This window comes from Microbacterium sp. PRC9 (genome assembly GCF_031844125.1).
Lineage (GTDB): Bacteria > Actinomycetota > Actinomycetes > Actinomycetales > Microbacteriaceae > Microbacterium.
In genome coordinates this window covers 82,113-106,491 of the sequence record NZ_JAUZUR010000002.1, presented here as the reverse complement: position 1 = coordinate 106,491, position 24,379 = coordinate 82,113, and the positions used below count along the sequence as shown (strand labels likewise).

21 protein-coding genes are annotated in these 24,379 nt (G+C 70.2%); 6 read left to right on the top strand and 15 right to left on the bottom strand.

Annotated features, from left to right (window positions below; translation table 11 throughout):
• Window positions 1-178 precede the first annotated feature (178 nt).
• Window positions 179-1,228, top strand: a complete 1,050-nt coding sequence (locus Q9R33_RS04015) for a LacI family DNA-binding transcriptional regulator (protein ID WP_056369132.1) — start codon at window positions 179-181, stop codon at window positions 1,226-1,228.
• A gap of 15 nt (window positions 1,229-1,243) precedes the next feature.
• Here the strand turns inward: Q9R33_RS04015 and Q9R33_RS04010 are convergent, their stop codons facing one another.
• The 7 genes from Q9R33_RS04010 to rplJ all read right to left on the bottom strand — a co-directional run bounded on the left by Q9R33_RS04010 (window position 1,244) and on the right by rplJ (window position 8,962).
• A complete protein-coding gene (locus tag Q9R33_RS04010; protein WP_311292942.1) occupies window positions 1,244-2,350 on the bottom strand; it encodes a Gfo/Idh/MocA family oxidoreductase in 1,107 nt (368 codons plus the stop codon).
• Window positions 2,347-4,203 carry a DUF6807 family protein gene (locus tag Q9R33_RS04005; protein WP_056369128.1) on the bottom strand — a complete coding sequence of 619 codons (1,857 nt, stop codon included), beginning with the start codon at window positions 4,201-4,203 and terminating at the stop codon, window positions 2,347-2,349. The genes Q9R33_RS04010 and Q9R33_RS04005 overlap by 4 nt, the downstream gene beginning before the upstream one ends.
• Window positions 4,204-4,437: 234 nt before the next feature.
• Window positions 4,438-5,775 carry an ABC transporter substrate-binding protein gene (locus Q9R33_RS04000; protein ID WP_056369127.1) on the bottom strand — a complete coding sequence of 446 codons (1,338 nt, stop codon included), beginning with the start codon at window positions 5,773-5,775 and terminating at the stop codon, window positions 4,438-4,440.
• A gap of 95 nt (window positions 5,776-5,870) precedes the next feature.
• The gene (locus Q9R33_RS03995; RefSeq protein ID WP_310245129.1) at window positions 5,871-6,794 is read right to left on the bottom strand and encodes a carbohydrate ABC transporter permease; all 924 of its coding nucleotides are present in this window, start codon (window positions 6,792-6,794) and stop codon (window positions 5,871-5,873) included.
• Window positions 6,781-7,707, bottom strand: coding sequence for a carbohydrate ABC transporter permease (locus Q9R33_RS03990; protein WP_056369125.1), 927 nt, complete (start codon window positions 7,705-7,707; stop codon window positions 6,781-6,783). The genes Q9R33_RS03995 and Q9R33_RS03990 overlap by 14 nt, the downstream gene beginning before the upstream one ends.
• Before the next feature lie 308 nt (window positions 7,708-8,015).
• On the bottom strand, window positions 8,016-8,402 hold the full coding sequence (rplL, locus tag Q9R33_RS03985) for a 50S ribosomal protein L7/L12 (protein WP_056369123.1): 387 nt from the start codon (window positions 8,400-8,402) through the stop codon (window positions 8,016-8,018).
• Window positions 8,403-8,446: 44 nt separating this feature from the next.
• Window positions 8,447-8,962: a 50S ribosomal protein L10 gene (rplJ, locus tag Q9R33_RS03980; RefSeq protein WP_056369120.1), complete on the bottom strand. Its 516-nt coding sequence runs from the start codon at window positions 8,960-8,962 to the stop codon at window positions 8,447-8,449.
• 400 nt (window positions 8,963-9,362) lie between these two features.
• Between rplJ and Q9R33_RS03975 the strand changes: the two genes are divergently transcribed.
• The 3 genes from Q9R33_RS03975 (at window position 9,363) to Q9R33_RS03965 (ending at window position 12,829) form a co-directional block, all read left to right on the top strand.
• On the top strand, window positions 9,363-10,988 hold the full coding sequence (locus Q9R33_RS03975) for a M28 family peptidase (RefSeq protein ID WP_311292941.1): 1,626 nt from the start codon (window positions 9,363-9,365) through the stop codon (window positions 10,986-10,988).
• A 168-nt stretch (window positions 10,989-11,156) separates the two neighbouring features.
• Window positions 11,157-12,377, top strand: coding sequence for a formaldehyde dehydrogenase, glutathione-independent (fdhA, locus tag Q9R33_RS03970; protein WP_311292940.1), 1,221 nt, complete (start codon window positions 11,157-11,159; stop codon window positions 12,375-12,377).
• A gap of 47 nt (window positions 12,378-12,424) precedes the next feature.
• Window positions 12,425-12,829, top strand: a complete 405-nt coding sequence (locus tag Q9R33_RS03965) for a heme-binding protein (RefSeq protein WP_310245123.1) — start codon at window positions 12,425-12,427, stop codon at window positions 12,827-12,829.
• A gap of 32 nt (window positions 12,830-12,861) precedes the next feature.
• Here Q9R33_RS03965 and Q9R33_RS03960 read toward each other — a convergent pair whose 3' ends face one another.
• The gene (locus tag Q9R33_RS03960) at window positions 12,862-13,497 is read right to left on the bottom strand and encodes a 4a-hydroxytetrahydrobiopterin dehydratase (protein WP_056369109.1); all 636 of its coding nucleotides are present in this window, start codon (window positions 13,495-13,497) and stop codon (window positions 12,862-12,864) included.
• A 113-nt stretch (window positions 13,498-13,610) separates the two neighbouring features.
• Here Q9R33_RS03960 and Q9R33_RS03955 point away from each other — a divergent pair, with 113 nt between their 5' ends.
• Window positions 13,611-14,315, top strand: coding sequence for a YqaJ viral recombinase family protein (locus Q9R33_RS03955; RefSeq protein ID WP_311292939.1), 705 nt, complete (start codon window positions 13,611-13,613; stop codon window positions 14,313-14,315).
• A gap of 24 nt (window positions 14,316-14,339) precedes the next feature.
• On the opposite strand, the gene Q9R33_RS03950 is transcribed toward Q9R33_RS03955, so the two are convergent.
• The 6 genes from Q9R33_RS03950 to Q9R33_RS03925 form a co-directional block, all read right to left on the bottom strand.
• Window positions 14,340-14,843: a 2'-5' RNA ligase family protein gene (locus Q9R33_RS03950; RefSeq protein WP_311292938.1), complete on the bottom strand. Its 504-nt coding sequence runs from the start codon at window positions 14,841-14,843 to the stop codon at window positions 14,340-14,342.
• A 43-nt stretch (window positions 14,844-14,886) separates the two neighbouring features.
• Window positions 14,887-16,767 (bottom strand): ABC transporter ATP-binding protein, encoded by a 1,881-nt coding sequence (locus Q9R33_RS03945; RefSeq protein WP_311292937.1) that lies wholly within the window; start codon window positions 16,765-16,767, stop codon window positions 14,887-14,889.
• Window positions 16,764-17,627: an ABC transporter permease gene (locus tag Q9R33_RS03940; RefSeq protein ID WP_311292936.1), complete on the bottom strand. Its 864-nt coding sequence runs from the start codon at window positions 17,625-17,627 to the stop codon at window positions 16,764-16,766. The genes Q9R33_RS03945 and Q9R33_RS03940 overlap by 4 nt, the downstream gene beginning before the upstream one ends.
• On the bottom strand, window positions 17,627-18,583 hold the full coding sequence (locus tag Q9R33_RS03935) for an ABC transporter permease (RefSeq protein WP_311293254.1): 957 nt from the start codon (window positions 18,581-18,583) through the stop codon (window positions 17,627-17,629). The genes Q9R33_RS03940 and Q9R33_RS03935 overlap by 1 nt, the downstream gene beginning before the upstream one ends.
• 73 nt (window positions 18,584-18,656) lie before the next feature.
• Window positions 18,657-20,303 carry an ABC transporter substrate-binding protein gene (locus tag Q9R33_RS03930; protein ID WP_311292935.1) on the bottom strand — a complete coding sequence of 549 codons (1,647 nt, stop codon included), beginning with the start codon at window positions 20,301-20,303 and terminating at the stop codon, window positions 18,657-18,659.
• Between the two features lie 43 nt (window positions 20,304-20,346).
• Window positions 20,347-22,122 (bottom strand): amidohydrolase, encoded by a 1,776-nt coding sequence (locus tag Q9R33_RS03925; RefSeq protein WP_311292934.1) that lies wholly within the window; start codon window positions 22,120-22,122, stop codon window positions 20,347-20,349.
• Between the two features lie 165 nt (window positions 22,123-22,287).
• Here Q9R33_RS03925 and Q9R33_RS03920 point away from each other — a divergent pair, with 165 nt between their 5' ends.
• Window positions 22,288-22,974: a helix-turn-helix domain-containing protein gene (locus Q9R33_RS03920; RefSeq protein ID WP_310245118.1), complete on the top strand. Its 687-nt coding sequence runs from the start codon at window positions 22,288-22,290 to the stop codon at window positions 22,972-22,974.
• Between the two features lie 128 nt (window positions 22,975-23,102).
• Here Q9R33_RS03920 and Q9R33_RS03915 read toward each other — a convergent pair whose 3' ends face one another.
• Window positions 23,103-24,092, bottom strand: coding sequence for a hypothetical protein (locus Q9R33_RS03915; protein WP_311292933.1), 990 nt, complete (start codon window positions 24,090-24,092; stop codon window positions 23,103-23,105).
• Window positions 24,093-24,379: the final 287 nt, after the last annotated feature.

Genomic DNA, 24,379 nt, shown 5'->3' with positions numbered 1-24,379 from the left:
CCGATTCCATGCTCAAACTAGGGGATGCCGCCAGAGCGCACAATGACCCGGGATCACAACTCGGTAAACACCGTCACCGGGACTGGTGCGAGGTGCGCGATCACGGCATGATGACCCCTGGAACCGGTTCCAGGATCCCGGGTGACGTCGGCGTCTCCGGGAGCGCGAGGAGGACCCGATGGCGGGCATCGCCGATGTTGCGCGGGCGGCAGGCGTCTCGAAGTCGACGGCCTCGCGGGCTCTCACCGGCTCGGGGTACGTCTCCGCCGCCACTCGCCAGCGGGTGCGGGATGCCGCGACCGCCCTGGGCTACGTGCCCACGACGAGCGCCGTGAGCCTGGTGACGGGACGCACCCAGACCGTCGGTGTCGTCATGCCGTCGCTGGACCGGTGGTTCTTCGCCCAGGTTCTCGAAGGCATCCAGGACGCGCTGCTCGAGCGCCGGTACGACCTCGCCCTCTACGGCGCGCCACCCGAGTCGGCTGCGCGCCGCGAGATGTTCGAGCACTTCCTCGCCCGCAAGAGGTTCGACGGGCTGATCGCGGTCGGCATCGAGCCCAGCGCACGCGAGCTCGAGCGCCTCGTCGCGTTCGGCAAGCCGGTCGTCGCCGTCGGGGGCTACGACATCGGCACCAATGCCGTCTCGATCGACGACGAGGCGGCCGCCCGGATCGCCACCGACCACCTCATCGGCCTGGGGCACCACGAGATCGTCTTCCTCGGGGGCGACCCCGACGGCCGCCGCACCAGCTTCGGCGACGGCCGGCGCCTGGACGGGTATCGCTCTGCGATGCGCGAGGCAGGGTTCGAGGCATCCGCTCGCCATGTCCAGTCCGAGGTGACGATGCCCGGCGGGTACGGCGCGGCCGTCGAACTGCTCGGCGACCGCCGCACGCGGCCGACGGCCATCGTGGGGGTGTGCGACGAGGTCGCGGTCGGCGCGATCATCGCCGCGCGACGGCTGGGGATCCGGGTTCCGGAGCGGCTCAGCGTGGTCGGCATCGACGACCACGCCTACGCCGAGATGTTCTCGCTCACCACGCTGCAGCAGCGGCCGCACCAGCAGGGACGCGCCGCCGTGCAGCTGCTTATGTGGCAGCTCGACGACCCCGACGCCCCCACCCACCGCATGTACGAGTCGTCACCGCTCGTGGTGCGCAACTCCACAGCCTCCGTCGACGACGACGCGTCCGCAATCATCGGCGTCGGCCCGCTCGGCACCGCCTGAGCCTCGGACCGTGCGTCAGAGCACGGCGAGGTCCCGGAAGGTGCGAGCTTCCCACGCCACGCGCTCCACGGCGTCCTCGACGCCGGTCACGACGCGGAAGGTCTCGCCGGCGGACGCCTCGACCCGCACCAGCGCGGGCGCGATGGGCGTCGGCGGCGGACCGGTGACGATCTCCTCGAGCACCCGGGTGAAAGCACCGGTGCGCTCGAGCGGGGCGAGCAGCCCCTCCGCGCCGCGGACGTGCCGGACGAGGTTGTCGAGCAGCTCGGTGCGCTCGAACGCGTAGGTGCGTGGCAGCGCCGCTCCGTCGCGGTGAACGTGGAGGGTGTCGAGCGTGTAGACGTACACCAGGAAGCCCCGGCTGCCCCGCACGAGCACGTACGGCTCATGCCGTTCCCCGGCGGTCGCCGCGAGGCCGGCCGCCACCCGCGCTCCCCCGCGCAGGTCGATGACGAGCGACGATGTGTCGTCGGTCGCGATGTCGTTCGCGCGACGGAGGTCCGCGTCGATCCCGACGACGTCCTCGGGGGCGGCGGCACCGGCGATCGCGAGCGCCGTCGCGATCGCGTGGGCCAGCGGATTGGTCGCGACGCCGTCGGCGACCAGCCGGCCATCGAGAACGCGGTGCCCCGCCCACGGCGCGCGCCGCCAGTACTCCTCGGACCGCGCCCATTGCCCCACCGCCCCGTAGTGGAGCACGTCGCCGATGATCCCGGATGCTGCGGCCTCGGCCGTCGCCGCCACACCGGCGCTCCCCAGCGACTGGAAACCGACCTGCACGGCTCGGGATGCAGCATCCGCCGCGCTCACGAGCTCGTGGTGATCGGCGACGGACGGCACCGGCGGCTTCTCGAGCAGCACGTGCGCGCCGCGCGCGAGCGCCAGCCGGGCGAGGCCTGCATGGGTCGGGATCGGGGTGCTGAGCACGACGATGTCGAGGTGGACGGCGTCGATCATGGCGACGGCGTCGGCGAACACCTGCGTTGAGGAGGGAACGTCGCCGCCGCCCCGGGGGTCGGCGACGGCGACGAGTTCGAGGTCGGAAGCGGCGAGCACCGCGTCGACGTGGCGGCGCCCGTGGCCGTGGACGCCGGCGACGCCGACGCGGAGGCCTCCGGTCACAGCCCCGCCTCGGCGCGCAGCGCGGGAAGGGCCGCCTCGACGGCCGCAGCGTCGGCGAGCTCCTCGTCGAGCACGTACGCCGTCAGCTCGAGGCTGAGCTCCCCTCCCTCGGGGATCGTCCGGGGCTCGTCCCATGCGACGGACGGCCCTGCGCCCAGGTACTCGGCGAACCGCACGAACCACGGCAGGCGCTCGTCGCCCTGGGTCAGCACGACGGTCGTGCCCCGTTCGGGGAAGGTGAAGGCGAGCCACGGAGTCGCCGCGCCGTGCACGTCGCGCTCGGTGTCGCCGGCAGGGCTGAAGACGCGGGCGATCTCGGGGGCGAAACGCCAGAAGATGCCGCCGTAGCCCGCGCCGTCGCGCCCGTTCGTCGCCGGGGAGCCGAACGTGATCGCGTCGAGGGTCGCCTTGAGACGGCTGCGCCAGCGGAGCGCCCAGCCGTTCGCGAGCTCGGCGGAGCGGAGCTCCCGCACTTCGACGAGCTGCGTGGTGCCGTGCTCGTCGACCCAGCTGAGCCGCTCGTCGAGCGCGTGCCCCTCGATGTGGAGGCGGTCCCGGCGCTGGCGTCCGTGGTTGGGCACCATGACCGATCCCTCGCCGCGCACGTAGGTGCGCCCGCCCCAGTACGACGTGCCGTTGACGTCGGCGATGGCGAGGCTCACGCCCAGGTGGTGGGGGTGGTCCGTAGGCTCGGTCACGGTGAGCGGGGTGCCCGTGCGGGAGATCACGGCGTCGAGATAGGGCCGCGGCGACAGCACCGAGTCGACGTTCACGCCCTCCTCGTACTGGGCGACGACGGTGGACCCCAGCCGGAGGACCGGACGCGCGGGCCCCACCCAGCCGCTGGCGTGGGACGCCGGACCGGAGCTGTGGCGCGCGACCAGGACGGGCCGATAGAACAGGGGGTGGTCGGCGCTCTCGCCGTCCAGCGCTTGACGCATGCGATTCCAAGCCTGCCGCCCGATCTCGATCCGCGGGACCGACATGGTCGTCAGCGGAGGGGCGGCGAAACGAGACTGCGGGATGTCGTCGATCCCGACGATGGAGAGTTGTTCGGGCACCTCCACGCCGACCTCGCGCAGGCGCGACATGAGCCCGAGCGCGACGAGGTCGTTGAAGGCGATGGCGGCGGTCGCCCCGGTCTCGAGCACGGCGTCGGCGGCGTCGTAGCCCGCCTCCATGCTCGATCCCGCCGGAATGGTGAGGAACTCGAGGTCGGGGTACTCCCGGGCGAGCTCCCCCAGTCCGAGGGCCCGCTGCTCGTTCGCGTAGCTGAGGGCCGGGCCCGCGACGTACGCGATACGTCGATGGCCGAAGCCGCGCAGGTGCATCCCCAGCTCCTTGACGGCAGTGGCGTAGTCGACCGACAGCTGCGCGGCGGCAGTGTCGTCGACGCGACGGTTCACCACCACGACCGGCGTGGTGCGCTGGATCAGATCGCGCAGCTCGGCGTCCGGCATGCGGGGCGAGACCAGCACGAGCGCGTCGCACTTGCTGCGGGCCTCGCTCGCGATGTCGGCCTCGACGCCGACCGCCTCGGCGCTGTCGGCGACGAGCACGCGGTAGCCGTCGCGGGCTGCCGCGACGGTGAGGCCCTTGAGCACGCCCTGGAACATCGGATTCTCGAGGTCGGGCACCAGCAGCGCGATGGTGTGGCTGCTCCCCCGCACGAGGCTGCGCGCCGCCTCGCTCGGCGAGTAGTTCAGTGCGGCGACCGCGCGGTTGACCTTCGCGACGATCGCGGGGTCGACGGTGGCGACGCCGTTGAGGACGCGCGAGACGGATGCCTGCGACACACCGGCGTGCTGTGCGACCTGCGCCATCGTGATCGGGCGCGACGTGACCTCGCTCAAGGAATCCCCTCCTCTCTCAATAGTGGGCGTGTTCGGACCCGGTGCGGCGCATTCGGACCGATGACATGCAGGCGGGCGACCTGCCCGCCGTGGGCGCTCGTCCCGGGCCGCAGTCCGCCGTCCCCGGGGCGTGTGCCCGCCCGGGACCGGACCCCTCATCACTTCGGTCCGGCCCCGCGCGGTCCTGGGGACGACGGGGTCGCGCGCTCGAATGGGCGCGACCCCGCTCGTCGGCTAGATGGCGGCGTCGTCGAGCGCCCGCTGCAGCTCGGCGATGAAGCTCGCCGCGGCGTCCTCGGGCGTCACTTCGCCGAACAGCACCCGCTGGGTGTGCTGGTCGATGATCGTCTCGATGGCTCCACCGCCCGGCGGGGTGGCGGGGGGCGCGTCTCCCACGCGCGGCGCGATCTTGTCGAGGAAGTCGACGACCTCCTGGTTGACCTCGTCGAGCTTGGGGGTGATGTACTCGCGGATCTTCTCGTTGGCCGGCACGCCGCGCTCGGCGAGCAGCAGGTCGGCCGCCTCCTCGCTGTTCGCGAGGAAGTCGAGGAACAGCGCGACCTCGGCGGGGTGCTCGGTCTTGGCCGACGCCGACCAGAACATCGACGGCTTGTAGTACGCGGCGGCGTCTTCGCCCTCGTCCGGCGTCGGCACCATGAGCGGCACGAGGTTCTGACCGCTCGCGTCGCGCAGCGCCGCGACCTGGTTCGACCACCACGGTCCGAAGGCCGACTGGTTGGTCGCCGTGAACGACTCTGCGAGTCCGGCCGACTCGCGCTCGATCGTCGCAGAGGGGACGGGCGTGCCGCCGGCCTCGGTGACATCGAGCAGGTTCTGCCACCAGGCGGCGAGCGTCTTCTCGGTCGCGGTCACCTCGGGTGATCCGTCCTCGGCGTACAGCGACTCGCCGTGCTGACGCAGCCAGTTGTTGAGGCCGCCGTCCTCGAAGCCCCACGACTGCGAGCCGACGACCGCGCCGCCGCTGGCGGCGGTGACCTCCTCGGCGATCTCGTTGAGGTCGTCCCACGACCACGTCTCGTCGTCGGGAACATCGATGCCGAGGCTCTCGAGGACATCCACGTTCGCCATATATGTGTACGTGTTGATGCCGACCGGGATGCCGTACTGCGTGCCGTCGAGCGCTCCGGTGCCGAGCACCGACTCCGGGAAGTCGCCGGTGGGCAGCTGGTCGCCGAGGGTTCCGAGGTCGAGCAGCACGCCGTTCGCGGCGTACGTCGAGAGCTGCTTCTCGTCCATCTGGATGATGTCGGGCGCATCGCCGGCCGCCACCGTGGTGGCGAGCTTGTCCCAGTAGCCCGCCCAGTCGGTGTACTGCGGCTCGATGGTGATGTTCTCGTGCTCGGCCTCGAAGGCCGCGATGAGCTCCTCGGTGATCCCGTGGCGGACGTCGTTGCCCCACCAGGTGAAGCTGAGCGTCACGGGCTCGTCGGACAGTGTCGGGCCGGTGGCGGGGGTCTCCGCCTGACCCGCGCACGCCGTCAGCGTCAGCATCGTCGCTGCGCCGACGGAGGTCAGCAGCAACCAGCGCGGTGCGGTTGTGGTGCGTCGCATGTCTTGCATCCTTTCGACCGAAGTCGGTGAGTGGTGTTGGTGCGTTGTGATGAGGGTGGGCCCGGCGGCCCGCGAAGCGGTGCGTGACGCGAGCGTCACTTGATCCCGGTCGTCGCGATCCCCTTGATGAGGAACTTCTGGCCGAACAGGAAGATCAGGAAGATCGGGATGAGCGAGACGACGCTCATCGCGAACATCTGGGCGTAGTTGGTGGAGCTCTGCGCGTCCTCGAAGGACCGCAGCGCCAGGGGCACGGTGTACAGCTCGGGCTTGGTGAGGAAGATCAGCTGCGAGAAGAAGTCGTTCCACGTCCAGATGAAGGTGAAGATCGCCGTCGTCGCAAGCGCCGGGACCATCAGCGGCAGGATGATCTGGAGGAAGATCCGGGGGTGACCTGCGCCGTCGATCCGCGCGGCCTCATCGAGCTCCTTCGGGATGCCGCGGATGAACTGCACCATCAGGAAGATGAAGAACGCGTCGGTGGCGAGGAGCTTCGGCACGATCAGCGGCAGGAAGGTGTTGACCCATCCCAGCTGGGAGAACAGCACGTACTGCGGGACGATGATCACGTGGATCGGGAGCATGATGCTCAGGAGCATCACCGCGAACCAGAACCGCTTGCCGGTGAACGACAGCCGCGCGAAGGCGTAGGCGGCCATCGAGCACGACACCAGGTTGCCGACGATGCAGCCGAGCACGATCAGCGCCGAGTTCCACATGTACACGTTGAACGGGTAGGCGAGCGCGTTCCAGCCGTCGGTGTAGTTCGAGACCTCGAAGCTGTCGGGGATGATGCTCGGATCGCGGAAGATCTCGTCGTTCGGACGCAGCGAGCTGACGACCATCCAGATCACGGGATAGAGCATCGCGAGCGCGAGCGCGATGAGCAGGGTGTGGCGCACGATGCTCGTCATCGGCCTGCGGAAGGGGCTCCGCCGGCGGGTGCGCGGCTGGCGTCCGGTGACGATCGTCTCGGTCGCGAGCGGGGCCGTCGTGGCGGCGTCGTCAATCTTGGTCATCGTAGAAAACCCAGAATCTCGAGGTCCAGAACATCAGGACGGTCAGAATGCCGATGATGACCAGCAGCAACCACGCCATGGCCGATGCGTAGCCCATGTTGTAGTTCGTGAAGCCCTGCTGGTACAGGTAAAGCGTGTAGAAGAGCGTGGAGTCGACCGGCCCGCCGGTGCCGCCCGAGACGATGTACGCCTGGGTGAACGACTGGAACGTGCCGATCAGCTGCAGCACGGCGTTGAAGAAGATGATCGGCGTGAGCAGCGGGATCGTGATGCGGAAGAGCTGCTGCCGCCTGCTGGCCCCGTCGACGTCGGCCGCTTCGTAGTACATCGTCGGGATCTGGCGGAGGCCCGCGAGGAAGATCACCATCGGCGAGCCGAAGGTCCAGACGTTCAGGATCATGAGCGTGCCGAGGGCGGTGTCAGGGTTCGAGATCCACCCCTGCCCCTCGATTCCGAAGACCGCGAGCACCTGATTGACGAGACCGTCGACGCCGAAGATCTGGCGCCACAGGATCGCGATCGCGACGCTCGCGCCGAGCAGCGACGGCAGGTAGAAGGCCGACCGGTAGAAGGCGAGCCCGCGCAGGCCCCGGTCGAGCACGATCGCGAGGAACAGCGCGACGGCGAGCTGCAGCGGCAGCGACACGAACACGTACGTGAACGTCACCTGGAGGGCGGAGTGCAGCCGCTCGTCCTCCCACATGCGGGCGTAGTTCTGGAAGCCGATCCACTTCGGCGGGCTGAGCAGGTTGTACCGCGTGAACGACAGGCCGAACGATGCCACCATCGGGCCGATCGTGATCAGCGCCAGCCCGACGAACCACGGGGCGAGGAAGAGGTAGGCGGCCTTGTTCTGCTTCTTGCCGTCGCCCTTCGCTGTCTTGAGCTTGCCGAGCTCGCTGATCGCGCTCATGCGGATGCTCCGCGTGCGCGCCGCGGGGGCCGCGTTCTGGGGCGGTGCGTCGTCGTCACCGAATCCTCCGGTCTCGTCTTCGAGGGTGAGAATGCGCTTTCTGGAATGCGCTTTCTCATTCTTGTCAGAACGGATGCTGCAGCGCAAGCCCTGCGGTGAAATCAACGGTGGAGCGTGACCAATTCGTGAGAAAGGGATTTCGCAGAATGCGCAGTCTCACTCGGCGGCGGACCGCCGACAGCACGACGAAGGCCCCGGATGCCGTGCATCCGGGGCCTTCGTGGGTTCGCTGCAGAAGCAGCGCGGGATTACTTGAGGGTAACCGTCGCGCCGGCCTCTTCGAGAGCAGCCTTCGCCTTCTCGGCGGTCTCCTTGTTGGCGCCCTCGAGGACGGCCTTCGGAGCGCCGTCGACGACGGCCTTCGCCTCACCCAGGCCGAGCGAGGTGAGCTCGCGGACGACCTTGATGACCTGGATCTTCTTGTCGCCGGCGGCCTCGAGGACGACGTCGAACGAGTCCTTCTCCTCGGCCTCTTCCGGAGCGGCACCGGCGGGCGCGCCCGCAGCGGCAACCGCGACCGGGGCGGCGGCGGTGACGTCGAAGGTCTCCTCGAACGCCTTGACGAACTCGCTGAGCTCGATGAGCGTGAGCTCCTTGAACGCGTCGAGCAGCTCCTCAGTGCTGAGCTTTGCCATGATGTTTCTCCTTGATTGTGGTTTTGCTACGCCGAGGCCCGGTGTCAGGCCGCGGACTCCTGCTTCTCGCGCAGCGCGTCGACCGTGCGGACGGCCTTCGACGGAAGCGCATTGAAGACGTATGCCGCCTTGGTCATCGAGGCCTTCATCGCACCGGCGAGCTTCGCCAGCAGGACTTCACGGCTCTCGAGGTCGGCGAGCTTGTTGACCTCGTCAGCGCTCAGGGGGTTTCCGTCGAAGAAACCGCCCTTGATCACGAGAAGAGGGTGTGCCTTGGCGAAGGCACGGAGACCCTTCGCGACGGAGACCGGGTCACCGTGCACGAATGCGATGGCCGACGGACCCTTGAGGTCGTCGTCCAGCGACGAGATCCCCGCGTTGTTCGCGGCGATCTTGGTCAGCGTGTTCTTCACCACGGCGTATTCCGCGTCCTGACGGATGCTGTTGCGCAGCTCCTTGAGCTGGGCAACCGTCAGACCGCGGTACTCGGTCAGCAGAACGGCGGTCGAGTCCTCGAAGTGCTTCGTGAGCTCGGCGACCGATGCTTCCTTCTGCGCCATGGCCACTCCTTGTGTGAATGAGACGCTCCGCGGTGGCGGGGCGCCGGCCGAAGGCTTCCGGTCATCCTCGTCGCGGCAACAAAAAAGCTCCGGCGCAAGCGCACGGAGCGGGATTCCTGAATCCAGGAGAATCGTTCGTGACACCTGCGCGGGCCCCTGCGTTGCAGAGCTTCGATCTTCATGCGTTCGCACGCACGTCGATGACCGGCGGTCTTCGGCTTCCACAAGGGTAGAGGATGTCGCACCCAATGCCAAATCGAGACGGAGAGGCGTTTCCGGGCGATGTGCGCAGGCCTCCGCCCGGATTCTCACACTTTCTTCACTTCCCCTTGGAGAGCGCTTTGCATATGCTCCCTCGCGACGGGTGTCAACGATGACGCCCGCGTTGGAGGGGAAGACGATGTACCCATCTAGAACACTTTCCAAGCGCGCCAAGGTGGCGGTGATCGCGACGACGGCGGTCGCCGCCCTGGCGCTGGTTCCGACAGGCGGCGCTTTCGCGGCACCCGCCCAGGCGTGCGAGACACGCACGAACAACACGTACGAGAAGCTCCTCTCATGCGTGACCGTCGACGGGGTCCTCGAACACGAGCAGGCGCTGCAGACCATCGCGAGTGCCAACGGCGGGACTCGTGCGGCCGGCACCGCGGGCTACACCGCGAGCGTCGAGTACGTGGTCGACACACTCAAGGCGGCGGGCTGGAACGTCGAGCTCGACGAGTTCCCGTTCACCTTCGTGCCGCCGCCCGTCCTCGAACAGCTGACGCCGGTCGCCGCCGGGTACGGCTCCGGCACGTTCACGGGAACCGGGTACGGCGAGGTCACGGGCAACGTCATCCCGGTCGACATCGTCCTCACCCCGCCGCGAGACCCGGTCACGAGCGCGTGCGACGCGTCGGACTTCGTGGGTCTCGACTTCTCGGGGCCGAACGACATCGCGCTCATCCAGCGCGGCACGTGCGAGTTCGGCGTGAAGGCGATCAACGCGCAGAATGCCGGCGCCGAGGCCGTGATCATCTTCAACCAGGGCAACACCCCGCTGCGCGAAGGGCTCGTGACGGGCACGCTGTTCGGCATCAACCAGACGCCACTCAGCATCCCGGTCGTGGGCGCGAGCTTCGCCGACGGCGCGGCGCTCGCCCAGGCGGGCTCGACGGCGCACATCGTCGTCGATGAGCCCGAGTCGCGTCCGCAGGTCAACGTGATCGCGGAACTGCCCGGCGTCAACGACACGAACGTCGTCATGGCAGGTGCGCACCTCGACTCCGTGCTGGCCGGTCCCGGCATCAACGACAACGGCAGCGGTTCGTCGGCACTCCTCGAGATCGCCCAGCAGATCTCGAAGCTCAAGCCCCAGAACACGGTCCGCTTCGCGTGGTGGGGTGCCGAGGAGAGCGGCCTGCTCGGCTCGCGCGCGTGGGTCGACCAGCAGGTCTCGGAGGGCACCCTCGACGAGGTCGCGCTCTACCTGAACTTCGACATGGTGGCATCGCCGAACTACATCTTCATGGTGTACGACGGCGACGAGTCGGGTTGGGACGCGCCTGCCGGTGTGCCGATCCCCGAGGGCTCCACCCAGATCGAGGACCTGTTCGAGAGCTACTACACGTGGGCGGGCGTACCGTACGACGACGCGCAGTTCAGCGGCCGCAGCGACTACCAGGCGTTCATCCTGAACGGCGTGCCGGCAGGCGGCCTGTTCACCGGCGCCGAGGTGCCGAAGACCGCGCAGCAGCAGGCGATCTGGGGCGGTGTGGCGGGCCAGCAGTACGACCCGTGCTACCACCTCGCGTGCGACGACATCGACAACCTCGCGCTGGACGCACTCGACGTCAACTCCGATGCGATCGCCGCAGCCGTGATGACGTACGCGTACTCCACCGAGACGGTGAACGGCGTGCCCGGCAAGAACGTTCCGGGAAACTTCACGTTCCCGGCTCCCGCCGGCCCCCAGGGCACCGTGAACCTTCCCGGTGGCGGGGGGCTCGCACCCGACCACGACCACGTGAACGGCGACGTCGACTGAGTCGATGAGCTGAGCGAGGCGGGGGTGCCGATTCGGCACCCCCGCTTTCGCGTGCGCCCCGACATCGGAACCCATTGCGCCGATCCCCCGGGAGGACGATGCTCGGACGCGAACCCCAGCACGACAGAGTCGCACGACCACGTCTGCCGAGCGACGGAGAGGACGACGATGTCTGGAAACAGGGCGGTGGCGTACAAGGGGCCGGGTGAGGTCGAGGTCATCGACACCGACTACCCGACGTTCGAGCTGAAGGACGGGCCGGGCGTGAACCCGGCGAACGTGGGCAGGAAGGTGCCGCACGGCGCGATCCTCAAGACCGTGTCGACGAACATCTGCGGGTCGGATCAGCACATGGTCCGCGGCCGCACCACGGCGCCGGCGGGGCTCGTGCTCGGTCACGAGATCACCGGCGAAGTCGTCGAGGTCGGCCCCGACGTCGAGTTCGTCAAGGTCGGCGACATCGTCTCCGTCCCCTTCAACATCGCGTGCGGCCGCTGCCGCAACTGCAAGGAGGGCAAGACCGGCATCTGCCTCAACGTCAACCCCGACCGCCCCGGCAGTGCCTACGGGTACGTCGACATGGGCGGGTGGGTCGGCGGACAGGCCGAATACGTCCTCGTCCCCTACGCCGACTGGAACCTCTTGGTCTTCCCCGACCGCGACCAGGCGCTCGAGAAGATCCTCGACCTGACGATGCTCTCCGACATCTTCCCCACCGGCTTCCACGGCGCCTACACCGCCGGTGTGCGGCCGGGGTCCACGGTCTACATCGCCGGCGCCGGGCCCGTGGGTCTCGCGGCGGCGGTCGGCGCGCAGCTGCTCGGCGCGGCCGTGGTCATCGTGGGCGACCTCAACGCCGACCGCCTCGCCCGCGCCCGTTCGTTCGGCTGCGAGACGGTCGACGTGTCGAAGGGCGACCCGAAGGACCAGATCGCCGAGATCCTGGGCGTCCCCGAGGTCGACAGCGGCGTCGACGCCGTCGGCTTCGAGGCGAGAGGACACGGATCGGATGCCTCGCACGAGGCGCCCGCGACGGTGCTCAACTCGCTCATGGACCTGACTGCGGCGGGCGGCGCCCTCGGCATCCCCGGCCTCTACGTCACCGGCGACCCGGGCGGCATCGACGAGGCCGCCAAGGTGGGATCGCTGTCACTGCGTCTCGGCCTCGGCTGGGCGAAGTCGCTGTCGTTCACCACCGGCCAGTGCCCGGTCATGCGCTACAACCGCCAGCTCATGATGGCGATCCTCCACGACAAGGTGCACATCGCCGACGCCGTCGGCGCGACCCCCATCGGCCTCGAAGACGCCCCGCAGGGCTATGCCGACTTCGACCAGGGTGCCGCCAAGAAGTACGTGCTCGACCCCAACGGCTACATCCAGACCGCTTGACCGCGCCTCGGCCCGAGGCATCCGTCCCGCTATGAAAGGAACTCCCCATGTCCGTGACCCTCGCAGACGCCCGCCGCGTGATCGAAGCCGCTGAGAAGCGCGCCGACGAGATCGGCCAGCCCATGAACATCGCCGTCGTCGATGCGGGCGGCAACCTCGTCGCGCACGTGCGCCAGGACGGCGCCTGGATCGGCAGCATCGAGATCTCGATGAGCAAGGCCTGGACGTCGAAGGCGTTCGACATCTCGACGAAGGACCTCGGCGACAACTCGCAGCCGACGCAGCAGTTCTTCGGCATCCACACCACCAACGCACACGGCCGCGGCGTCGCGATCTTCGCCGGCGGCGTGCCGCTCAGCCGCGACGGCAAGGTCGTCGGTGCGGTGGGCGTCAGCGGAGGCTCGGGCGAGCAGGACCAGACCGTGGCGGAGGCCGGCGCCGCGGCGTTCTGACGCCTCAGCCGCCGGCCGGCGCCCCGGCGACGTCAGGTGCGCCAGGGGCAGAGATCGACCTTGTGACCGTCGGCGTCGGCGAGCGTCCACCATTCGGGCGCGTGCGAGTCGTCGACGATGACGCCGCCCGCGGCGAGCGCGGCGTCGAGCCGCTTCTCGATGACGTCGCGTGGTCCGTTGACGTCGAGGTGCGATCGACCCCGCAGCGGCTTGTCGACCGGCTGGAACCAGATGAGCGGGCCGCGGCCGTCCTTGTCGAACAGGACGCCGTCGCGCACCTCCGAGAATCCGGTCGCCGCCTTCCAGAACGGCACGACGGCGCCGGGGTCGGGTGTGGCGACCGCGAGCATCACGTCGAGCATTCGCCCGGTGTCGGCCGGGATGTCGAGTTCGCGCGCGGCCTGCGAGATCTGCGCGGCGAGCGCCGCGTCCTTCTGCGTCAGTCCGCCCGCCGAGTGCGTCATGAGCCGCACGCGCACGGAGGTGTATCGCACGTCGACGTCGGGATGGTGGTCGGCCGCCTCTGCCAGTTCGGCGATCGCGCCGAAGAGCTGCGCCCCGGCGGCGAACGTGCCGGTGCGGAACAGCGCGAACGCCCCGGTCACGCGCGGATGCCAGTCCTCGACACCGGGGAACGCGCGGAACTCGCCTGAAGTGATGGTGTCCATGCCCTGAGGATGCCACCGTGGCCGCCGACCGCAACCCCCCTTGCGTGCCGCAGGCCCTCGACCGCGGTGCGTCGCAGGCGGCGGATGTCGGGTTCGCGGCGTAGCCTCGAAGGGTGAACCCCGTTCCCTCCGTCGCGCACCCGTCCGGGCTCGCGGCGCAGGCACCGGAGGTCGCCGCCCGCATCGTCGCGGACTCGCGCGACCGGGTGGCCTGGGTGCGCGCGCGGTCCCGGGGCATCACCGCGACGGACGTCGCCACCCTCACCTCCGACAGGGCGATCGCCCGCGCGGCCGATGCGAAGCTCCTCGGCTCGGGCTTCTCGGGGAACGCCTACACCGCGCACGGACGCGCCCGCGAGCCCGAGATCGCGGCGTGGGTCGCGGCGACCCACGGCATCCAGCCGTCGTCCGCGCTCTTCCACGCGGTCGTCGAGAAGCGCCACCTCGCGACCCCCGACGGCATCGGTGTCGACAGCGCGGGTCGCATCACGCTGGCCGAGATCAAGACGACGAACAAGGCGTGGCGCAGCATCCCGCGGGGCTACCTCCGCCAGGTGTGGTGGCAGCAGCACGTGCTGGGCGCGGAGCGCACGCTGGTCGCGTGGGAGCAGCACGACGGCTTCGTACCCGTCGACGACGAGCCCCGGTGCGCGTGGGTCGATCGCGACGACGCCGAGATCGCGAAGCTCGTGCGCCTCGCGACCTCCCTCATCGACGAGCTCTACCTGCGCACCATGCGCGCACGGCAGCCGGCACGGACTCCGCAGCCGCCCGCCGCGCCGCGCGAGCCGTTCCGCGCGCTCGCCCTCGCGGACTGACCGCTCGGGCAGCCGGCGCCGCACTCACCGGATCGTGATGACGCGCCGGTTCTCGGCATCCCACACCCGCGCACCGACGGCCTCCCCGCTGATGTGCGGGGCGCTGATCGTGCGCATCGCCGTCGCCAGTCGTACCGCGGTCAGCCCGCGCGCGAGGGTGATGTGCGGCGTCCAGTGGTCGATGCGCGTGGTCGAGTAGCGGGGCTCGGGTCTGCCGGCGAGCTCGGCCACGACGCGGTGGATCTCCAGCAGGGCGGAGGTCACGACGACCTGGCGTGTGAGCACGTACCGATCCCGGTGGCCGAGGAGCAGCACTCCTCCGAGCTCGAGGGGAACGGGGAGCATCTCGGCGAGGCCGGCGAAGGCCGGCGGCTCGAGATGCTCCCGCACCGCGAGCGTGACGTGGGGGCGGTTGCTGGGCGCCGGGTTGCGTCCTGAGCTCGGCAGATCCGCGCCGAGGAGCCGGTCCCAGTCCTCCCGCACCACGCGGTCGATCTCGTCATCCGGAATCAGTTCGACGCTGAACACCCCTCCATCCTCCCGCGCGCCGGCGTCCTGCGCCGGACCCGGCTCACCGCGCCTGCCCGGCCGCCTCGACCTTCGCCGTCTCCACTGCTGCGGCCTCTGCATCGCCGTCGTCCGCACCCGCGTCCGATACGCCGCCATCGATACCCGCGGCCTCGACCTCGGCACCCGCCGCTTCGGCGTCCCAGCCGGGCTTCGGCACCGAGTCGATCAGCAGCCGCGTGTACTCATGCTGCGGGGCTGCCAGGAGCTCCGCGGTGCGACCGCGCTCGACGATCTCGCCGCGGCGCATCACGACGGTCTCGTCGCACACGCGCCTGACGACGGCGAGGTCGTGGCTGATGAAGAGCACGGTGAGTCCGCGCTCCCGTCGGATGCGGTCGACGAGGTCGAGCACCTGCGCCTGCACCGAGACGTCGAGCGCGCTCGTCGCCTCGTCCATCACGAGCACGTCCGGCTCGATCGCGAGGGCGCGGGCGATCGCGACGCGCTGCCGCTGACCGCCCGAGAGGGTCCGCGGCCGCGCGGCGGCGTGCTTCTCCCCCAGTCCGACCTGGGCGAGCAGCTCGAGCACCTGCGCCCGTGCCTCGGTCGCGCTCACTCGGGTGTGCAGGCGCAGGGCGTCTTCGATCGCGCGGCCCGCCGTGATGCGCGGGTCGAGCGACAGGTACGGATCCTGGAACACCATCTGCACGCTGCGTGCGTGCGCGAGCCGCTCGCGCCGGTTGCGGGGAACCGCGGTGCGCTCGCGACCGTCGATGCGGATGTCGCCCTGGTCGGCGGCCTCGAGCCCCACGATCATGCGGGCGAGCGTCGACTTGCCCGACCCCGACTCTCCCACCACGCCCAGCGCGCCGCCGCGAGGCACCGCGACCGACGCGCCGATCACCGCGCGCACCGGCTCCTTCCCCCGGCGGACGTACGTCTTCGACACCCCGGCCGCCTCGAGCATCGGTCGTGCGGGAGCGGCCGTGGCCGCAGCATCCGTTTCCCTGTCGTCGTGCACAGAATCGGACGTCATCGACGACACGCCGGCGGACGGATGCTGCGCCCCGGCGTGTTCCGCAGAGCCTCCGATGCTGTGGTCCGCGGTCGAGCCCGGCGCGGCGCCGACGAGGGTCGGGGTCGCGGCGACGAGGCGCCGCGTGTACTCGGCGCGCGGGTCGCGCAGCACCTCGTGCGCGCGGCCCTGCTCGACGACCTGCCCGCCGCTCATCACGTACACGCGGTCGCACAGCGACGCCGCGAGGTTGAGGTCGTGCGTGATGAAGAGCATGCCCATGCCACGGCTCGCGCGCTGCTCGGTGAGCACGCCGATGATCTCCGCCTGGGTGGTCACATCGAGGGCCGTCGTGGGCTCATCGCACACGAGGAGCTTCGGCGACGTCGTCAGGGCTCCCGCGATCATGACGCGCTGCAGCATCCCGCCCGAGAACTCGTGCGGGAACTGGCGCAGGTGGTCTTCGGGGCGCGGGAGGCGCACCGCCTCGAGCAGCTCGACGGCGCGTGCGCGCGCAGCATCCGTCGACCATCCCTCTGCGAGGCGGAGCGCCTCGGTGAGGTGATCGCCGATCGTCCTCACCGGGTTGATGCCCGCCCGCGGATCCTGGAAGATCATCGCCGCGCCGTGGCGACGCAGTTGCCGGAGTTCGGGCGCGGCGGCGGTGAGCACTCCGGCGCCGTCGAGCACGACCTCGCCGGTGGTCGTGGAGCGGTCGGGAACAAGCCCCAGCACGGTGCGGGCGGTCAGCGACTTTCCCGACCCGGACTCGCCGACGAGGCCGACGGTCTCGCCCGCGGCCACCGACAGCGAGATGCCGTGCAGAAGCCGCGTGCCGTCGGGCAGGTCGAGCGTGAGGTCGCGGATGCCGAGCAAGGCCGGATTCGGCGCGACGGCAGGTTCGGCGAAGGTCTCGGTTGCGTTCATGCCGGGATCTCCCCACCGATGCGGTCGGAGAGCTCTTCCCCGATGATGTTGACGGCCACGACGACCACGACGACGGCCACGGCCGGCACGATCGCGGGCAGGAAGTGCCCGCCGATGAGCCCGGCCTGCGCCTCGTTGATCATCGCGCCCCAGTCTGCGGTGGGCGGCTGCACGCCCAGGCCGAGGAACGACAGGGCCGCGAGCTCCGCGAGCACGTACCCGAAGTTGAGCGTCGACTGCGCCCCGACGATCGGGGTGACGTTCGGCAGCACGCGCCGCAGCGCGATCCATGCACCGCCGAAGCCCTGCACGCGATACGCCGCGACGTAGGGCCGCGTGCGCTCGGCGGCGATGAGCGAGCGGGTGAGGCGCGCGACGAACGGCGCGTACGCGATGCTCATCGCGATGACGGGAGCGACCAGCCCCTTGCCGAAGAGCGCGACCGCCATGATCGCGATGAGCAGGGACGGGAAGGCGAACAGCACGTCGAACAGGCGACCGAGCACGGAGTCGATCCAGCCGCCGCGCCAGCCGGCGATGAGACCGAGGAGGATGCCGAGCACCGTCGACGCGATCACCACGAGGAGCGGACCGAGCAGGGCCGTGCGCGCACCGTAGAGGAGGCGGCTCAGTGTGTCACGGCCGAGACCGTCGGTGCCCAGCCAGTGCGCGGCACTCGGCGGCGCGTTCACCGCGGCGAAGTCGACGGCGTCCGGGTTGTACGGCGCGAGGAACGGCGCGAAGATCGCGGCCAGCGTCATCGCGGCGAGGACTGCGAGTGCGATCGCGAACGTCAGGCTGGTGCGGGGCAGCCGCGGTGCGCGCAGCACTTTGACGGCGAGGGTGGGCGTCGTGGTCATCATCGGGCACCGGCTCCGGCGGCGGATCGCGGATCGATCCAGGGTTCGAGGACGTCGATCACGGCGTTGACGAGCACGAACGCGGTCACGACGAGGAGGACGATCGCCTGCACGACCGGGAAGTCGAGGCGGTCGACCGACTGCACGAGCAGCGAGCCCATGCCGGCGAGGCCGAAGGCCGCCTCGACGATGGAGCTCGCGACGAGGAGGCCGGCCACCAGCATCCCGCTCACCGTCAGGATCGGCCCGACGGCGTTGCGGAACACGTGACGGCGGATCACCGTGCCGCGCTTGATGCCGCGGCTGATCGCGACCTCCACGTGCTCGCGATCGAGCTGGTCGATCATCGACGAACGCGTCACCTTGCCCACCAGCACGACGAACACGATCGCGAGGGCGATCGACGGAAGCACGAGGTGGTAGACCGTGTCCCAGAAGCCCTCGCCCGACCCGAACGACGGGAACCATCCGAGCTGCACCGCGAACACCGCGATGAGCACGATGGATCCGACGAACGACGGGATCGCGCCGAGCACGGTGAGTCCGATGAGGATCGAGCGGTCCGCGAGGCGGCCCCGGTGGAGGGCGGCGATCGCGCCGGCGATGAGGCCGACGACCGCGATCATCGTGCCCGCCATGACGACCAGTCCGAGGGTGACGGGCAGCCGCTCGCCGAGCACCACCGTGACGTCCTGCCGGTACTGCAGCGACCGCCCCAGGTCACCGTGCGGGAGCCCTGCCACCCAGTTGAGGTAGTGCTGCCACGGCGGCCGGTCCAGACCGTACTGCGCGGTGACCTGGGCCACCGCCTCGGGGCTGGGCTTGCGGCCGCGCAGCAGGAACGCCACAGGATCGCCGGGCACCAGGAAGCGCGAGAAGAACACGAGCACGGATGCCAGGAACAGCGTGAGCAGCAGGCCGCCCAGCTTGCCGGCGATCCGGCGGACGGCGAGCATCGCTCCTGCGCCGCCCCCGCCCCGCCGCCGATCCTGGCCGGGCGCGGCGGCGACCGCCGGGCCCGCGCTCACGTCAACGGGAGCCAATGGTCGCCGCCCACGGGTAGTACATGAACGCCACCGACGGGGCGACACCGGTCACCCGGTCGCCGAGGAACAGCGTCATCGGGCCCTGGAACAGCGGCAGCCACGGCAGCTGCTCGTTCGCGATGCGCTGCGCCTGGGCGGTGACCTCGCTGCGCGCCGCGGGGTCGTCGATCGTGACGGCCTCGTTCACGAGGGCGTCGAAATCGGGGTCGCTCCAGTTTCCGTAGTTGCTGAACTCACCCGTGCGCAGCACGCTGTACATCTCGAGCGGATCCGGGCTCGACAGGTACCACGACGTGTAGAACAGGTCGATGCCCTCGCGCGCGCTCGGGTCGGAGAACAGCGCCGTGTACGCGCTCGGACTCACCGTCTCGATGGTCGCCGTGAGGCCGATCGACTGCGCGGCGGCGGCCGCCCCCTGCGAGATGACGGTGAAGTCGTTGCTGATCGGCGCGGCGGCGATCACGATCTCCTCGCCCGCGACCCCCGCCTCGTCAATGAGCTTCTTCGCCGCTTCGACGTCGTACGGGTACTCCTCGAGCCCCTCGAACGCCTCCTTCAGACCCGCCCCGCTCGCGCCGACCCACACCGACTCGGTGGTGAGCGCGTTCGTGACCTCGCCGTAGCCCTGGGCCGCAGCATCCAGGATCCCCTGCCGGTCCATCGCCATCAGCAGCGCCCGGCGCACGCGCTCGTCGCCGAGCGGACCCTCCAGGTTGTTCACGCTGAGGCTGCCGACCGCGGTGTTGAGGCCGAAGTACATGTCGCCCTTGCCGGAGTCCTGCAGCTGCCCGATCGCGTCGGCCGGGATCATCCAGCCGCCGTCGACCTCGCCTGACTTCAGCGCGTTGACGCGCGCGTTGGGGTCGGTCATGAAGAGGATGTCGACCTCGCCGGCGCGAGCCCGCAGCGTGTCGTCCCAGTAGTCGTCGTAGCGGGTCAGCGTGACCGACTCGCCCGACTTCCACTCGGTGAGCGCGAACGGGCCGGTGCAGTTGACGAGCCCCGTCGAGTTGCCGTAGTCGGCCCCCTTCTCGGTCAGTGTCGCGGCGGACTCGACGACGCCCGCCGACCCGCCCATCGCGAGGTTGAACTGCGAGTCGGGGCCGTTCATGGTCACCGTCACCTCACGGTCGCCGGTCTGCTCGATCGACGCGACGTTTTGGTACACCGAGTACCACGACGAACCCACCTCCGGATCGAGGTGCCGGCTCAGGGAGGCGACGGCGTCGGCCGCGGTCAGCGGCGTGCCGTCGTGGAAGGTGACGCCGTCGCGGATCGTGTAGACCCACGTCTCGGGCGTCGGGTGCTCGAACGCCTCCGCCAGGCCTGGCGAGAGCGTGAAGTCGGGGTTCAGCCGCAGCAGCGACTCGCACACGTTCGCGAGCACCTGGTTGTCGGCGTAGTCGAACGCGTAGGCGTAGTCGAGCGAGTACGGCTCGGAGTAGCTCACCCACGAGTACGAGTCGATGTCGCCCGACGGCGCGGCCGTCTGGGCGGTGTACTCCCACTCGGGGGCGGCGCTGGCGTCGGGGCTCGATGTGTCGGCGCTGCACGCGGACAGGACGAGCGCCCCGGCCACGCCGATGCCCGCGAACGCGAGCAGGCGACGGGTGCGTCGGGTGCGGATCATGGTGCTCCTCGGGTGTGACGGCGGTGTCGGGTGGTGGAGGGACTCAGGACAGGATGGATGCTGCGGCGTCGGCCTCGGCGTCGGCGTCGGCGTCGGCGTCGGCGTCGGCGTCGGCGTCGGCCCGCGCGTAGACGCGCTCGCCGTCGATCCACGTCGAGGCCACGCGGCAGAGGTACAGGTCTTCGACGGGCACGGTGAACGGGTTCGGCTCGACGATCACGAGGTTCGCGAGGTAGCCCGCGCGGACGTAGCCGGTGTCGTGGTCGCGGTGGTTCACGTACGCCGTGCCCGACGTGTAGGCGGCGAGCGCGGTGGCGAGGTCGAGGCGCTGGTGGGCGCCGCCGAGCGGCTCGTCGTCGGACAGCGGGGCGACCCGGTTGACGGCGATGTGCACGCCGGCCAGCGGATCCGCGCTCGAGACCGGCCAGTCGCTGCCGCCGGCCAGGCGCGCCCCGGCGCGCTGCAGATCGCCGAACGGGTACTGCCGCGACGCGGCGGACTCGGCGAGGAACGGCAGCGTGAGCTCGTCCATCTGATCCTCGTGGCACGCCCACAGCGGCTGCATGTTCGCCACGGCGCCGGCCGCGGCGAAGCGCGGCACGTCGACCGCGTCGACCACCTGGATGTGGGCGAGGTGGTGGCGCCCGTCGGTCGCGCCGTTGACCTCCGCCGCCGCCTCGACCGCGTCGAGCGCCTCGCGCACGGCCCGGTCGCCGAGGGCGTGGAAATGCAGCTGGAAACCCGCGGCGTCGGCGGCGATGGCGTACTCGCGCAGCCGCTCGGCCGGGATGAACGACAGGCCGCGGTTGTCGGTCGAGTGACCGTGCCCGTCGCGGTACGGCTTGAGCATGGCGGCCGTGTGGTTCTCGGCGACGCCGTCGACCATGAACTTGATCGACCCCAGCGAGAAGCGGTCCTCGCGCCCGAGCGCGGCGATCTCGTCGCGCGTGCGGATCATCCCCTCGAGCTGTTCGATCCCCTCACCGCGCTCCCACCACTGGGCGCCGACGACATGGGCCTTGAGCGTCCCCTCGGCGAGCGCGCGACGGTACGAGGCGAGCGCCCCGGGGATCCCGGGGAAGTTCCCGACGAGGGCGTCCTGCCAGCCCGTGATGCCCTGCGCGATGAGGTCGTCCTGCGCGCGCAGCAGGCCCGCGTAGGCGAGGTCTTCCGAGACCTTCGGGCGCGCCTCGGCGAACAGGTCGGCCGCGCCCTCGTGGAAGGTGCCGGCGGGGAACCCGTCGGCCTCGCGCTCGATGCGGCCGTCGGCCGGGTCGGCCGTCGCCGCGTCGACGCCGGCCGCGCGCATCGCCGCGGTGTTGGCCCACGCGGAGTGGTGGTCGCGGCTGGCGAGCAGCACCGGCCGGTCGGGCACGATCGCGTCGAGCGCGCCGCGCAGCGGGGCTCCGCCCGCGAAGTGGTCCATCGACCACCCGCCGCCCACGATCCACTCGGCGTCGGGGTTCTCGGCGGCGTAGCGCGCGATCGTCGCCAGCGTGTCGGCGGCGTCCTCCGAGCCGGTGAGGTTGCACTGCAGCAGCTCGACGCCGCCCGACATCGGGTGCACGTGCGCGTCCTGGAATCCCGGCGCGAGCAGCGCGCCCGCGAGGTCGACGACCTCCGTGTCAGGACCGATGAAGACGGATGCCTCGTCCTCGGCGCACACCGCCGCGATGCGTCCGTCGCGCACGGCGACGGCCACGCCGCTCAGAGCGTCGGCGCTTCCCGCCCGCACGAGGTCGGAGCTGAACAGCGCGCCTCGGATGAACACGGTGTCTGCGTACGGGGTGTCTGCATCTGCAGGAACGGCAGCGGCCACGGGACCTCTCCTTCGTCGTCGAACGGATCGCTTGACGATAGACCGCTGTCATCGGGCGTGTCAACAGTGTTGACACATCCGATGACAGGCCGACTATGCTCGGGACGTCACGACGCCGAGACACGACCGCGTGGCACGATGGACGCGACGCAGAAAGCGGGGATCATGGCGGCACGCACCGGGGCGACGCCCGAGAAGCCGGGCGCGAAGCGCCTCGATCGCGCGACCATCATCGCGGCGGGCCTCGAGCTCGCCGAGACAACGGGCTCCGCCTCCCTCTCGATCCGCGACCTCGGCGCGAAGCTCGGCACCGACCCGACCGCCGTCTACCGGCATTTCCGCGGCAAGGAAGAGCTGATGAGCGCACTGCTGGACGAGCTCACCCTGCGGAGCCTCGCCGCCGTCACCGCCGACCCCGACGAGTGGCAGGAGCGCCTTCGCCAGCTCGCGTCGGCGACGCTAACCGAGTTCGCCCGCTACCCCGCCGTGGGGCAGGAGGCGATCGTCCTCACCACCCACGGCCCCGGAGAGCTCGACGCCATCGAGTTCATGCTCGACGCATTCTCCCGCGCGGGCCTCACCGGCGACGCCCTGGTGCAGCACTACGCGCTCATGGCGACCCACGTGCTCTCGATCGCCGCCGGCGTCGCCCGCGCGCGGGCCGAGCGCACCACCACCGCCTCCGCGGATTCCAGCCCGTGGTTCGAGGGCCCGCTGCTCGTCGACCCGATCAAGCACCCCCACATCGCGCAGATGTCCGCGCAGCTGCTGGACCTGAAAGACCGTGAGCTCTTCATGCTCGGCGTCGAGTCGGTCATCCGCTCCGCCGAGCGCGCCGCCCGCCCTTCCTGAGAAGGATGCCGCGGCCGCAGCATCCGCCCCACATCCCTCGTTCACATCACGTGCTCTCACCGAGCGCACGCGTTATGAACGCACACGACGGGTGATCTCGGTGAGAGCACCCGATGTGAACGGCAGGGTCACCGGCGCGGCGGGGTGATCCCGAAGGCAGCGAGGCGGCGCCCGAGCGCCTCGGCCGTCAGGATGTGCGGGGCTTCCGCACGCGCGAACCGACGCTGGGTCGCGCCGCGGATCCAGTCCTCGCGGCGCTTCTCATCGAGAACCACCTGCTTGACCGTCTTCCCCGACGCGAGCGCGAGTTCGTCGTATTTGCCCATGCCATCGAACTCGTAGAAGCTCCGCACGTCTTCGATGCCGATGTCGACGCGATAGGTCCGCCCGTCCGGTCCGCTGACCGGCACCTGGAGCCGCAGCTCCCGGAATCCGAGACGACTCAGCTGCAGCCGGCTGACCGCCTCGCCGGGCGACTCCGACCGACCGTCGGCGAAGCGGATCGCTGCCTCAGCCTGGCGAACTCCTCGGCCACCGCGTGCGGCTTCGCACCGCTGCAGCATTCGCTCACGCCAGGCTTCCGCGGCGCGTTCGTCGTACGCGGATCCGCGCATCGCCTCGCGGCGCAACGCGGCATCCGCCACAGCGACGGCGGCCTCCATGCTGAGGGTGCGCACCAAGTCGAACACCGTGCGATCCAGCGTCGTGCACCGGATGCCGTTGACCACCGTGATGTCGCCGGCGGGAAGCAGATCGGCATGGTGCTGCAGCCCGACGCGGCTGGACCCGCGCCGCGCTTCGGGCTTGAGGAGGTGGACCGCCGACGGCGTGTGCCGATACAGGGGCAACTCCGCCACCACCCCGGCCGACTCATGGGAGGCGACGCCATCGCCGTCGCGCATCTCGGCGACCGCGGCGCACACCTCGATGAGGTGACGCGACTCCGGCCAGAGATCGTTCCAGAGCTTCACCCCGACATATCGGTTGCGCTGCAGCCGCCGCAGCTCCCCGCGCACCACCGCGTCACCGATCGCCCGCGCGGTCATGCCGCTCGCCCGCAGCTGCTCGCGACTGCGGACCGCGGCCATCGCCTCGTCGAGACTCAGGTGGCGCGGCACGCGACCCAGCCTGCCCGCGACGGCACCCGGACGCTCGACCGATCCCGCAGCCTGTGCGCGGCTCGTCCCCGCAACGACCTGTGGAGGAATGGATGCCGCGGGCCGCAGCATCCGCCCCACATCGCTCGTTCACATCACGTGCTCTCACCGAGCGCACGCGTTGTGAACGCACACGACGGGTGATCTCGGTGAGAGCACCCGATGTGAACATCCCGCGCTTGCGCCCTCAACTCACCTGATGGTTGACGTACGTCAACCATCGGCGTATAGTTGACGCGAATCAACTG

What these genes read in the sequence shown, in the direction of transcription:
- Q9R33_RS04015 (WP_056369132.1), top strand. Translation starts at nt 179, where the DNA reads ATGGCGGGCATCGCCGATGTTGCGCGGGCGGCAGGCGTCTCGAAGTCG.
- Q9R33_RS04000 (WP_056369127.1), bottom strand. Translation starts at nt 5,775, where the DNA reads ATGCGACGCACCACAACCGCACCGCGCTGGTTGCTGCTGACCTCCGTC.
- Q9R33_RS03995 (WP_310245129.1), bottom strand. Translation starts at nt 6,794, where the DNA reads ATGACCAAGATTGACGACGCCGCCACGACGGCCCCGCTCGCGACCGAG.
- Q9R33_RS03990 (WP_056369125.1), bottom strand. Translation starts at nt 7,707, where the DNA reads ATGAGCGCGATCAGCGAGCTCGGCAAGCTCAAGACAGCGAAGGGCGAC.
- rplL (WP_056369123.1), bottom strand. Translation starts at nt 8,402, where the DNA reads ATGGCAAAGCTCAGCACTGAGGAGCTGCTCGACGCGTTCAAGGAGCTC.
- rplJ (WP_056369120.1), bottom strand. Translation starts at nt 8,962, where the DNA reads ATGGCGCAGAAGGAAGCATCGGTCGCCGAGCTCACGAAGCACTTCGAG.
- Q9R33_RS03975 (WP_311292941.1), top strand. Translation starts at nt 9,363, where the DNA reads ATGTACCCATCTAGAACACTTTCCAAGCGCGCCAAGGTGGCGGTGATC.
- fdhA (WP_311292940.1), top strand. Translation starts at nt 11,157, where the DNA reads ATGTCTGGAAACAGGGCGGTGGCGTACAAGGGGCCGGGTGAGGTCGAG.
- Q9R33_RS03965 (WP_310245123.1), top strand. Translation starts at nt 12,425, where the DNA reads ATGTCCGTGACCCTCGCAGACGCCCGCCGCGTGATCGAAGCCGCTGAG.
- Q9R33_RS03960 (WP_056369109.1), bottom strand. Translation starts at nt 13,497, where the DNA reads ATGGACACCATCACTTCAGGCGAGTTCCGCGCGTTCCCCGGTGTCGAG.
- Q9R33_RS03945 (WP_311292937.1), bottom strand. Translation starts at nt 16,767, where the DNA reads ATGAACGCAACCGAGACCTTCGCCGAACCTGCCGTCGCGCCGAATCCG.
- Q9R33_RS03940 (WP_311292936.1), bottom strand. Translation starts at nt 17,627, where the DNA reads ATGACCACGACGCCCACCCTCGCCGTCAAAGTGCTGCGCGCACCGCGG.
- Q9R33_RS03935 (WP_311293254.1), bottom strand. Translation starts at nt 18,583, where the DNA reads ATGCTCGCCGTCCGCCGGATCGCCGGCAAGCTGGGCGGCCTGCTGCTC.
- Q9R33_RS03930 (WP_311292935.1), bottom strand. Translation starts at nt 20,303, where the DNA reads ATGATCCGCACCCGACGCACCCGTCGCCTGCTCGCGTTCGCGGGCATC.
- Q9R33_RS03920 (WP_310245118.1), top strand. Translation starts at nt 22,288, where the DNA reads ATGGCGGCACGCACCGGGGCGACGCCCGAGAAGCCGGGCGCGAAGCGC.